14 protein-coding genes are annotated in these 10799 nt (G+C 66.2%); 10 read left to right on the top strand and 4 right to left on the bottom strand.

Going from position 1 to position 10799, the window contains the following annotated elements; genetic code table 11:
• Window positions 1-60: 60 nt before the first annotated feature.
• On the bottom strand, window positions 61-873 hold the full coding sequence (locus ACCD11_RS27965; protein ID WP_413316342.1) for a MetQ/NlpA family ABC transporter substrate-binding protein: 813 nt from the start codon (window positions 871-873) through the stop codon (window positions 61-63).
• A 238-nt stretch (window positions 874-1111) separates the two neighbouring features.
• Here ACCD11_RS27965 and ACCD11_RS27960 point away from each other — a divergent pair, with 238 nt between their 5' ends.
• Genes ACCD11_RS27960 through ACCD11_RS27945 form a run of 4 tightly spaced genes read left to right on the top strand, consistent with a single transcriptional unit; the run spans window position 1112 to window position 3871 of the window.
• Entirely contained in the window at window positions 1112-1984 is an 873-nt protein-coding gene (locus ACCD11_RS27960) for a methionine ABC transporter ATP-binding protein (RefSeq protein ID WP_413316340.1), read from the top strand.
• Window positions 1977-2639 (top strand): methionine ABC transporter permease, encoded by a 663-nt coding sequence (locus tag ACCD11_RS27955; RefSeq protein ID WP_007835547.1) that lies wholly within the window; start codon window positions 1977-1979, stop codon window positions 2637-2639. The genes ACCD11_RS27960 and ACCD11_RS27955 overlap by 8 nt, the downstream gene beginning before the upstream one ends.
• A 28-nt stretch (window positions 2640-2667) precedes the next feature.
• Window positions 2668-3495: a MetQ/NlpA family ABC transporter substrate-binding protein gene (locus ACCD11_RS27950; protein WP_413316338.1), complete on the top strand. Its 828-nt coding sequence runs from the start codon at window positions 2668-2670 to the stop codon at window positions 3493-3495.
• A 25-nt stretch (window positions 3496-3520) separates the two neighbouring features.
• A complete protein-coding gene (locus ACCD11_RS27945; RefSeq protein WP_056589758.1) occupies window positions 3521-3871 on the top strand; it encodes a hypothetical protein in 351 nt (116 codons plus the stop codon).
• Window positions 3872-4130: 259 nt separating this feature from the next.
• On the opposite strand, the gene ACCD11_RS27940 is transcribed toward ACCD11_RS27945, so the two are convergent.
• Window positions 4131-5060: an alpha/beta fold hydrolase gene (locus ACCD11_RS27940; protein ID WP_413316335.1), complete on the bottom strand. Its 930-nt coding sequence runs from the start codon at window positions 5058-5060 to the stop codon at window positions 4131-4133.
• 126 nt (window positions 5061-5186) lie between these two features.
• Between ACCD11_RS27940 and ACCD11_RS27935 the strand changes: the two genes are divergently transcribed.
• The 4 genes from ACCD11_RS27935 to ACCD11_RS27920 are packed head-to-tail and all read left to right on the top strand — an operon-like array spanning window position 5187 to window position 7786.
• Window positions 5187-6248, top strand: a complete 1062-nt coding sequence (locus tag ACCD11_RS27935; protein ID WP_413316333.1) for an aldo/keto reductase — start codon at window positions 5187-5189, stop codon at window positions 6246-6248.
• Window positions 6245-6736, top strand: a complete 492-nt coding sequence (locus ACCD11_RS27930; protein ID WP_007835536.1) for an aminoacyl-tRNA deacylase — start codon at window positions 6245-6247, stop codon at window positions 6734-6736. The genes ACCD11_RS27935 and ACCD11_RS27930 overlap by 4 nt, the downstream gene beginning before the upstream one ends.
• A gap of 53 nt (window positions 6737-6789) precedes the next feature.
• Complete coding sequence (gene plsY / locus ACCD11_RS27925; protein WP_007835533.1) at window positions 6790-7425, top strand: glycerol-3-phosphate 1-O-acyltransferase PlsY; 636 nt, start codon at window positions 6790-6792, stop codon at window positions 7423-7425.
• A gap of 7 nt (window positions 7426-7432) precedes the next feature.
• Entirely contained in the window at window positions 7433-7786 is a 354-nt protein-coding gene (locus ACCD11_RS27920; RefSeq protein ID WP_413316331.1) for a RidA family protein, read from the top strand.
• Window positions 7787-7796: 10 nt separating this feature from the next.
• Here the strand turns inward: ACCD11_RS27920 and ACCD11_RS27915 are convergent, their stop codons facing one another.
• Together ACCD11_RS27915 and ACCD11_RS27910 are read right to left on the bottom strand one after the other, a co-directional pair.
• Complete coding sequence (locus ACCD11_RS27915; RefSeq protein ID WP_413316329.1) at window positions 7797-8441, bottom strand: TIGR02281 family clan AA aspartic protease; 645 nt, start codon at window positions 8439-8441, stop codon at window positions 7797-7799.
• A gap of 10 nt (window positions 8442-8451) precedes the next feature.
• Window positions 8452-8937 (bottom strand): YajQ family cyclic di-GMP-binding protein, encoded by a 486-nt coding sequence (locus tag ACCD11_RS27910; RefSeq protein WP_007835529.1) that lies wholly within the window; start codon window positions 8935-8937, stop codon window positions 8452-8454.
• Window positions 8938-8982: 45 nt separating this feature from the next.
• Here ACCD11_RS27910 and murB point away from each other — a divergent pair, with 45 nt between their 5' ends.
• Window positions 8983-10035, top strand: coding sequence for a UDP-N-acetylmuramate dehydrogenase (gene murB / locus ACCD11_RS27905; protein ID WP_007835527.1), 1053 nt, complete (start codon window positions 8983-8985; stop codon window positions 10033-10035).
• A 4-nt stretch (window positions 10036-10039) separates the two neighbouring features.
• Window positions 10040-10799, top strand: a 760-nt coding sequence (locus tag ACCD11_RS27900; RefSeq protein WP_413316326.1) for a glycine-rich domain-containing protein, incomplete at its 3' end; no start/stop codon positions are given.

The following is a 10799-nucleotide window of genomic DNA, read 5'->3' as shown; positions in this document are numbered from 1 at the left end:
ATGCGCCGCCGTGCCCCCACCCCAGCCCTCCCCAGCGGGGGAGGGGGAAATACCCCGAAATCAGAACGCGGGGATCAGCGAACCCTTGAACTGCGTCTCGATGAAGCTCTTCACCTCCGGCGACTGGTACGCCGCCACGAGGCGCCTGGCCCAGGGCTTGTCCTTGTCGGCGCGGCGCACGGCGATCAGGTTGGCGTACGGGCTCTTGGCGGCTTCCTTGATGACGGCGTCCTTGTTCAGCGACAGGCCGGCCTTCTCGGCGTAGTCGTTGTTGATGGCGGCGATGGTCAGGTCGTCGAGCGAGCGCGGCAGCTGGGCTGCGTCGAGCGCCACCAGCTTCAGCTTTTTCGGGTTGGTCACCACGTCGAGCGGCGTGGCGGTGTTGTTCTTCACCGCCTCGGGCTTCAGCGTGATGAGGCCGGCCTGCTGCAACAGCAACAGCGCGCGATTGCCGTTCGACGGATCGTTCTGGATGCCGACTGTCGCGCCGTTGGGCAGCTGGTCGACGGCCTTGATCTTGTGCGAGTAGAAGCCCAGCGGCGCGGTGATGGTCAGGCCGACGGGCACGATGTCGAAGCCGCGCGCCTTGTTCTGGTTGTCCAGGAAGGGCTGGTGCTGGAAGGCGTTGGCGTCGAGGTCGCCCGAGGCCAGCGCCGCGTTGGGCAGCTGGTAGTCGTTGAACACCACGACCTGGATGTTCAGGCCGTCCTTGGCGGCGACCTTCTTGACCACCTCGAAGATCTGCTCGCCGTTGCCGACGGAGACGCCGACCTTGAGCGTGTTCTTGTCCTGCGCGAAGGCGGTGTTGCCGGCAAGGAGGGCGGCGGCAAGCGTGGCCAGGGCGAGGGTGCGGCGGCGAAAAGTGCTGTGCATGTTGTTGTGCGAAATCAAAAAAAGAAGGCGCGAATGTGGCATTGCGGACGCCGTTTGGAAACGAACCATTGCGCATATCTATATGGCGCCCATCGGGTCACACCTTTGTGCCCTTATGTGTTCAAAGGCATAAGCAAGCACCGATTTGTTCGTTCCCTTTCGTTGCCTTTCTTCTCATACTCGACACCTTTTCGCGAACCTCCGCGACCTGCGCGCTGCGCGGGCCGCGCTTTTCTCCATGACCCAACCCACGCCTGACTCGGGCCGCGACATTCACGCGGCGCCAGTCATCCGTCTCCAATCGGTGCAGAAGTCCTTCGCCTTGCCCAACGGCGAGGTGTTCGACGCCGTGCAATCGCTCTCGCTCGACATCCACCAGGGCGACGTGTTCGGCCTGATCGGCAAGAGCGGTGCCGGAAAATCGACACTGCTGCGTCTCATCAACCTGCTGGAGCGGCCCGATGCGGGCAAGGTGCTCGTCGGCGGGCGCGACCTCACCACGCTCTCGCGCCGCGAGCTGCGCGACACGCGCCAGAACATCGGCATGATCTTCCAGCAGTTCAACCTGCTGCAGAACGCCACGGTGTTCGACAACGTGGCCTTCCCGCTGAAGATTCACGGCCGCCACTCGAAGGCCGAGATCGATGCCCGTGTACGCGAGTGCCTGGCGCTTGTGGGCCTGGCCGAGAAGATCGACACCTACCCGGCCCAGCTCTCGGGCGGGCAGAAGCAGCGCGTGGCGATTGCCCGCGCGCTGGCGCCGCGCCCGCAGGTGCTGCTGTGCGACGAGCCCACCTCGGCGCTCGACTCCGAAACCACGCGCTCGCTGCTCGAAACGCTGCGCGACATCAACCAGAAGATCGGCGTGACCATCGTGATCGTGACGCACGAGCTGTCGGTGGTCGAGGTGCTGTGCCGCAACGTGGCGATTCTCGAGAGGGGCCGGCTGGTGGAGCAGTTCGCGGTCGATGCGCCGAGCGAGGAGCGCAAGACCGCGCTGGGCCGCGAGATCGACGAATTGGTGCGTCGCCGCGAACGCGAGGCGCGCCTGCCGGTCGTGCCGCGTCCGGCTTCGGTACAGCGCAACGCGCTGGAGGCGGCCTATGTTTGAGAACATCGCCCCCATCCTCCCCGAGCTGTGGGTCGCCACCGGCCAGACCTTCATGATGCTGGCCATCGGCCTCTCGGCCGCGGTGCTCATCGGTGGGCCGCTGGGCATCCTGCTGTTCCTGCTGGGCCCTGGCCAGTCGCTGGAGAACAAGCCCGCGTTCCTGGTGCTCAACTGGCTGGTGAACACGGTGCGTTCGTTCCCTTTCATCATCCTGCTGGTGGCCTTGGTGCCGTTCACGCGGGTGATTGCGGGCACGTCGATCGGGCCGCTGGCGGCCGCGGTGCCGCTGTCGTTTGCGGCCATTCCGTACCTGGCGCGGCTGGTCGACCAGTGCCTGCGCGAAGTGCCGCGCGGCGTGATCGAGGCGGCGCACGCCATGGGCGCGACCGAGTTGCAGATCGTATGGCGCGTGCTGCTGGTGGAGGCCCGCTCGGGCCTGGTGCTGGCGCTGACGGTGCTGGCCGTGAGCTTTCTCTCGTACTCGGCCGTGGCCGGTGTGGTGGGCGGTGGCGGCATCGGCGACCTGGCCATCCGCTATGGCTACTACCGTTTCCAGACCGACGTGATGGTGCTCACCGTGGCGCTGCTCGTGGTGCTCGTACAGATCCTGCAATTCGTGGGCAACACCACGGCGAGCAGGCTGGACAAGCGTTGATTCTTTTTTTCTCAGCTTTCCCTATCCCATGAAAACCGCATTCCTGCGCCGTTCCGTTCTCGCCCTGTCCCTGGCTGCCGTCTCGCTCGGCGGCCTCTCGCTGCAGGCCCACGCGCAAGACCCCGCCAAGAAGAACCTCGTGATCGGCGGCACCGCCGGCTCCAACGCCGACCAGCTCAAGGCCGGCATCGTGCCCATCCTCGAGAAGAAGGGCTACAAGGTGAAGCTGGTCGAGTTCAACGACTACGTGCAGCCCAACCTCGCACTGGCCCAGGGCTCGCTCGACGCCAATTTCTTCCAGCATCAGGTCTATCTGAAGAAGTTCGCGGCCGACCAGAAGCTCGACCTGGCCGAACTGGTGCAGGGTCCGATCGCCCCGATGGGCGTGTATTCGACCAAGCGCAAGACGCTGGCCGACATGAAGGAAGGCGACCGCGTGACGCTGCCGAACGACCCGAGCAACCTGGCCCGAGCGCTGGTGCTGCTGGAGCAGAACAAGCTGATCACGCTCAAGCCCGGCATCGACGTGTTGCGCTCGACGGAAAAGGACGTGGCCGAAAACCCGAAAAAGCTGAAGTTCATTCCGCTCGAAGCCGCGCAACTGCCGCGTTCGCTGGGCGACACTGAGTACGCCATCGTCAACGGCAATTTCGCGATCTCGTCGGGCCTGAAGCTCACCGAAGCCGTGGTGCTGGAGAAAACGCCGGACTACTATCTGAATGTGGTGGCCGTGAAGACCGCCGACAAGAACACGCAGTGGGCCAAGGACATCGCCGAAGCCTACCGGTCGAAGGAGTTCAAGGCGGTGGTCGACAGCAAGTTCCAGGGCTACGCCAAGCCCAGCTTCCTGCAGTAACTTCGCAGACAACAAAGGACGCCCCATGCCAGTGCTCGCCGTATTCGATGCCCAAGGAAGCTGGCGCGACACGCATGTGTGCGACGGCTGGATCACCGAGCACCTGGCCGGGCAGGGCGTGAGTTGGGGGCGTGGCAAGAAGAAGGGGCAGCGCGTGCTGGAGAGCGCCGGGCTGTTCTATGTGCCGACCGCCGACGGTTACCTGGGGCTGCTTGTCGAGGCCGGCGAATGGGTGTCGGTGCCGGACGGCAAGCCGCACTTCTTCGATGCGGGCGAGGTTGAGTCTTTCGACGCCTTGCCTGCTTCGTTGCCGCTCTTCGAGGCTTTCGTCGAAGAAGTTCTCTCGCTGACGGGCAACGACGCTGACGAAGAGTAGAGGCGGCGGCGCGGGTGTGGTGCGCTCTTGTTCAGGGCGCGTGCACAGGCCGCCGGGTACTGCCCACCGCGAATGTCCCCCCGGCCTTCCGCCGCCTCCTTTCTTTATTTCGCTGCGGGGAGCGCCCGACGCCCTGTGCACCTGGGCACGCTGCCGGTGCTTGCCGATCAACGGAGGCTCTGAACGATCACGTCGCTTGTCGCGGCGCAGATGGACAGCCTCGACAGCGAGCCGAGCCGCGGCTGAACAAGAGGCGGGCTCAGGCCGCCAGGAACGCTTCGATCATCCGCGCCACGCGCTGCGGCTGGTCGTGGTGCAGCATGTGGCCCGCGTCCTCGAGGCGCTCGATGCGGCTGTTGCCGACCGACTTCAGCCGCTCGTGGAATTCGTCGAGCGTATAGCGGTTCTTCCACCAGCCTTGCAGGCTGTCGTCCGCGGCCTCGACCATCAGCAGCGGTGCGGTGATGCGCGCATACAGCGCAAGCGTTTCGTCGACCCGGAAGATGTGGGCGTTGACGATCTTGTGCGCCGCCTCGCCGAGGATCTGCCAGCGCTCACCGCCATCGGGTTGCGCGTGGTTGGCCGCCCAGTGGCTGGCGAGCCACTGGGCCTTGTCGGGCGTGAGGCGCGGGTTGGTCTTCATGAGGCGGCGCGCGACGCCGTCCACGGCCGAGTAGCCGGCCAGCGCCATCTCGCCGCGGTGCAGGCGCTTGAGTTCGTCGATCCACTGGCCGTAGCGCGCGGGCGCTTCCTCGGGCTTGCGCGCGGGCATGCCGAAGCCTTCGAGGTTGACGAGGCGGCGGATGCGCTGGGGCCGCACGCCGGCGTAGTGCATGGCGACGTTGCCGCCCATGCTGTGGCCGACGAGATCGACTTGCCGTGCGTTGTCGCCCTCGCCAGCGTAGTGGTCGAGCAGCCATTCGAGGTCGGCCAGGTAGTCGGCGAGCCAGTAGTTGTCGACGCCGCCACCGTCCGTGAGGCCGAAGCCGCGCCAGTCGGGAGCGATGATGAAGCGCTCCTGCTCCATTGCATCGACCACGAACTGCCACGACGCCGCCACGTCCATCCAGCCGTGCACCAGCACCAGCGGCGGTCGCGCATCGGAGGGCTGGCCCCAGAGGCGCACGTGGTAGCTGAGGTTGCGCACGGGCACGAATTCGCTGCGGGAGGGGCGGAGGATTTGGTACATGGGCGCCGATGATAAAGAGGCCTTTGTGCTGACGCAGTCCGGCGCACGACAGCCGGCCGCCACGGAATGCCCGGGTTTTGGTGCAACGGCCAGCGGGTTGCGGGTCGGGGCGGTAGCATCCCGCGCATGAAAAAGATCCAACTTGGTCAAAGCGACCTGCACGTCACCCCGATCTGCCTCGGCACGATGACCTTCGGCGAACAGGTCGACGAGCCCACCTCCCACGCCATCCTGAGTCGCTCGCTCGAGCGCGGCGTCGACTTCATCGACACCGCCGAGATGTACTCGGTGCCCGCGCGCAAGGAAACCTACAGCGTCACCGAAACCATCATCGGCAACTGGTTCGCCGCCAACCCCGGCGCGCGCCAGAAGCTGGTGGTCGCGACCAAGGTGGCCGGCCCGTCGCGCGGCATGCCCTGGGTGCGCGAAGGCAATGGCATGACGGCGGCCGACGTCGAGGCCTCGTGCAACGCCAGCCTGAAGCGGCTGAAGACCGATGTCATCGATCTTTACCAGATCCACTGGCCGGAACGCCACGTGCCAATGTTCGGCAACATCTACTACGACCCGGTGAAGGAAACATCGCAGACTCCGATCCAGGAGCAGCTCGAAGCGATGGGCAGGCTGGTGAAGGCGGGCAAGGTGCGCGCCATCGGCCTGTCGAACGAAACGCCCTACGGCGTGCACGAGTTCGTGCGGCTGGCCGAGCAGCACGGGCTGCCGCGCGTGGCGACGGTGCAGAACGTGTACAGCCTCATCAGCCGAGGGCACGAGAATGCGCTGGACGAGACGATGCACCGGCTGGGCGTGTCGCTGCTGGCGTATTCGCCGCTGGCCTTCGGCCTGTTGACGGGCAAGTACGACCAGAGCGGCATCGAGGGGCCTGATGCGCCCAAGGGCGCGCGGATCTCGAGCTATGAATCGGTGCGCAAGCAGCGCTGGGGCCGTCCCGATTCGCTGCGTGCGGCCAGGCGCTACAACCAGCTGGCACGCGACAACGGCCTGACGCCGACCCGACTGGCGCTGGCCTTCTGCTACACGAAGTGGCAGGTGGCGAGCACGATCATTGGCGTGACCTCGTTGGCGCAGCTGGAAGAAGACCTGGACGCGTACGGCACCACGCTGTCGCCCGAGATCCTGGCGGAGATCGACAAGATCCGCTGGGAAATCCGCGACCCGGCGGCGTGAGCAAGAAGACCCACGTGTCCGAAACGCCCGCAACGCAGTTGTTGCGGACGCACAAGGTCGCGTTCACGGAGCATCCCTACGAGTACGTCGAGCACGGCGGTGCGCAGCGCGGCGCCGAGATGCTCGGGCTCGACCCGTTCACCGTCATCAAGACGCTGGTGATGCAGGACCAGGACGCCCGGCCGCTGATCGTGCTGATGCACGGCAACCGCACGGTGTCGACCAAGAACCTCGCGCGGCAGATCGGCGCCAAGTCGGTCGAGCCCTGCAAGCCCGAGGTGGCGCAGCGGCACAGCGGCTACATGGTGGGCGGCACGTCGCCGTTCGGCACGCGGCGCGAGATGCCGGTGTACGTGGAGGCCACCGTTCTCGAACTGCCGAAGATCGTGCTCAACGGCGGGCGCCGGGGCTACCTGATCGGCATCGATCCGCAGGTGTGCGTGGCGCTGCTGGGCGCGAAGCCCGTGCAGTGTGCGCTGGCAGAATAGCCGGCGGCGGTCGTCGCCGGATAGAACAACAACCATCTCCGCGGAGCGCCGCCTTGAGTTTCAACTTGCCTTCCCTCATCGCCATCGTGGCGTCGTACCTGATCGGCTCGCTGTCCTTCGCGGTCATCGTGAGCAAGGCGCTCGGCATGGCCGATCCGCGCAGCTATGGCAGCAAGAACCCCGGCGCCACCAACGTGCTGCGTTCGGGCAACAAAGGCGCGGCGTTGGCCACTCTGCTGCTCGATGCGCTCAAGGGTTGGGTGCCGGTGTTCTTCATCCACCGGTTCGGCGCGCAATGGGGGTTGGGGGAGGATGTCGCCGCCCTGGCCGGCCTGGCTGCGTTCCTCGGCCACCTTTACCCGGTGTTCTTCGGCTTCCAGGGCGGCAAGGGCGTGGCCACCGCGGCGGGCGTGCTGGTGGGCATCGCGCCCTGGCTGGGGCTGGCGACCGGCGCCACATGGCTGATCGTCGCGGTCTTCTTTCGTTACTCGTCGCTGTCGTCGCTGGCGGCCGCCTTCTTTGCGCCGGCTTACTATCTGATTGGCGGCGGCATTGCGTGGCCACTCGACCGCACGGTGCTGGTCGCGATCATCGTCATGAGTTTGCTGCTGATCTGGCGGCACCGCGAAAACATCCGCCGGCTCGCGGCCGGCACGGAGTCGAAACTCGGCTCGAAGAAAAAGGCTTGAAAACACCATGGCTTCCATCACCCGCTTCCACGTCGGCCCCCGCCTTTCCGAGACGGCCGTGCACAACGGCACCGTCTACCTCGCGGGCCAGGTGCCCGACGACACCACGCAGGACATCCGCGGCCAGACCGCGCAGGTGCTGGCCATGGTCGACCGCCTGCTGGCCGAGGCCGGCAGCGACAAGTCGCGCATCCTCATGACGCAGATCTTCCTGGCGGACATCACCGACATCACCGCCATGAACGAGGTGTGGGACGCGTGGATTCCGGCCGGCAATACGCCGCCGCGCGCGACCGTGCAGGCCAAGATGGCCAATGCGGCCTACAAGATCGAGATCGTCGTAACGGCCGCGCAGGCCTGACACCTGGGCTTCAATAGCGTTTTTCGAGGACCATCTGGTCCGCGTCGCGCCGCATCGAGAAGCGGTTGATGAAGCTGTTGCCCAGCAGCACGAAAGGCATGGCCTGCGGTGAGACGATGGCGTCGATGTCGTAGACCTCGACGTCGCCCACGCGCACCGATTGCAGGCGCAGCCGGTAGCCTTGCGCCTGCCCGTTGGCGGTGTTCATCACGACGCGCTGGCCCTTGCTGTAGTCGAGCCCGATGCGCAGGGCATCGTCGGCCGACAGTGCGATCGACGTGGCGCCCGTGTCGAGCATGAAAGTGACGGGCCGGCCGTTGATGGCGCCCTGTGTCATGAAATGCCCGCGGCTGTCTGCCGACAGCACGACGCGGCTGCCCCCACCGCCCGTTCCACCCCCGCCACCGATGCTGACCGGCGTGTCCATGCGCAGGTTGACGCGCTTGCCATCGAGTTCGACCACGGCCTGCTCGGCCTGCAGCGACACCAGTTTCACGCCCTGGTAGCTCTCGCCAACCGCGATGGTCTTGGGCGGGTTGCCGTTCACGATCAGGATGGCGCGGCTGCCGATGCTGCCGGTCAGGGTCACCGAGCCGGCGGCGTGCGCCACGGCAGCGGCAGCCAGCAGCTGCGCTGCGACGACGAGCGCTTTCATGCGGCCGGGCTCAGTCGCGGAAATTGTTGAACGTGAGCGGCATGTCCGGCACGTCCTTCTTGATGAGCGCCATGGCGGCCTGGAGATCGTCGCGCTTGGCGCCGGTGATGCGCACCGCGTCGCCCTGGATCGCGGCCTGCACCTTGAGCTTGCTGTCCTTGACGATGCGGGTGATCTTCTTGGCCTGCTCGCTCTCGATGCCGCTCTTGATCTTGATGACCTGCTTGACCTTGTCGCCGCCCATCTTCTGGACGTCGCCCTTGTCGAGGAAGCGCACGTCGACGCTGCGCTTGGTGAGCTTGCTGCGCAGGATGTCTTCCACCTGCACGAGCTGGAACTCGGCGTCGCCGATCATGGTGATTTCCTTGTCCTTGAGCTCGACGGCAGCGGCCGTGCCCTTGAAATCGAAGCGCGTTGCGATCTCCTTGGCGGTGTTCTCGACCGCGTTCTTCACTTCGGGCAGGTTGGGCTCGCAGACGGTATCGAAGGACGGCATGGACTCTCTCCTGAATTCACTTGGGCTGGATGCGACAATTCTCCCATGATCGTGGAGTCCAACGTCCCGCTGCAGCCCTACAACAGCTTCGGCATCGTCGCGCGTGCGCTGCATCTTGTGCGCATCGCCAGCGAAGCCGACCTGGTCGCGCTGCACGCCGACGCGGCATGGCGCGATGCGCCCCGTTTCGTGCTGGGCGGCGGCAGCAACATCGTGCTCACGGGCGACGTCAAGCCGCTGGTGCTGAAGATCGAGATCAAGGGCCTGCGGCTGGTGGAAGAAACCCCGCGCGCCTGGATCGTCGAGGCCGGTGCCGGCGAGAACTGGCACGACGCCGTCGAATGGATGGTGCGCAGCGGCTACCCGGGGCTCGAAAACCTGGCGCTGATTCCGGGCACGGTGGGCGGCTCGCCGGTGCAGAACATCGGCGCCTACGGTGTCGAACTGCAGGACCGCTTCGAGTCGCTCGACGCCTACGACCTGGAAACCGGCCGCAGCTTCACGCTCGATGCCGCGCAGTGCGCCTTCGGCTACCGCGATTCGGTGTTCAAGCACGTGCGCAGCGGCCCGAACGACTTCGGGCTGGCGGGCCGGGCGGTGATCACCCGGGTGCGATTCCGTTTGCCCAAGCCGTGGAAGGCCGTGGTCGGCTACCTCGACCTGGAGCGCAAGATGGAAGAAACCGGCAACTTCACGCCGGACGCCCAGGACATCTTCGACTGGATCTGCGCCATCCGCCGCGCCAAGCTGCCCGACTGGCGCGTGCTGGGCAACGCCGGCAGCTTCTTCAAGAACCCGACGGTCACACCCGAGCAGTGCGCCGACATCATTGCGCGTGACCCGAAGATCGTGCACTACCCGATGGCCGACGGCAGCATCAAGCTTGCGGCCGGCTGGCTCATCGACGCCTGCGGCTGGAAAGGCAAGTCGGTGGGCAATGCCGGCGTGTACGAGCGGCAGGCGCTGGTGCTGGTCAACCGCGGCGGTCGCGAGAACCCGGTGACGGGCGGCGAGGTGATGACCCTGGCCAAGGCCATTCAGACCAGCGTGTACGAGCGCTTCGGCATCCGGCTGGAGCCGGAACCGGTGGTGGTCTGACGGCATGGATCTCGACTTCCTGCACCTGAACTTCCGCCGCCGCATCGGTGCCCTCGTGTGGGCCCGGCGGGCGGTGCCGCTCGTCGCGCTGGCCGCCGTGTTCCTGGGTTCGCGCCGCTGGGGTTCGGTGGTGGCCGTGATCGTGGTGGCGCTGCTGTTCTCGGCGGTGCTCAAGTTCCTCGAAACCAGCCTGCGCCGCCAGTTCATCCGCGAGGCCCGGCTGCCGTCGTTTCTCATCGGCAAGCTGCGCGAGGCGCATCCGCAACTGAGCCGGCGCGACGCCGAGCTGGTGCTGCGCGGCCTGCGCCAATTCTTCATGTCACACCTGCGCAGCGACCGCAAGTTCGTCGCCATGCCTTCGAAGGTGGTCGACACGGCGTGGCACGAGTTCATCCTGCACACGCAGGGCTACCAGAACTGGTGCAAGGCGGCCTTCGGCGCCATGCTGCACCACAGTCCGGCCGAGGTGCTGGGCAAGGACGCGCGGCGCAACGACGGCCTGCGCCGCACCTGGTACTGGGCCTGCAAGGAGGAGAGCATCGATCCGCGCAAGCCGGCGCGGCTGCCGCTGCTGTTTGCGCTGGACATCAAGTTCGCCATTGCGGGCGGCTTCCACTACGTGCCCGATTGCCGGGCGGTCGAGCGGCATATCGGCTCCGATGCCCAGTGCGGTACCAGCTTCGGCGAATCGTCATCGTCGGATGGCGGTAGTGCGGGCGATGCGGGCGGGTTCGGCGGCAGCGAATCGAGCAGCAGTGGCGGGG

The sequence above is a fragment of the Variovorax sp. Varisp36 genome (assembly GCF_047304235.1).
Classification (GTDB): domain Bacteria; phylum Pseudomonadota; class Gammaproteobacteria; order Burkholderiales; family Burkholderiaceae_C; genus Variovorax.
This window is presented reverse-complemented; position numbering and strand designations above follow the sequence as displayed.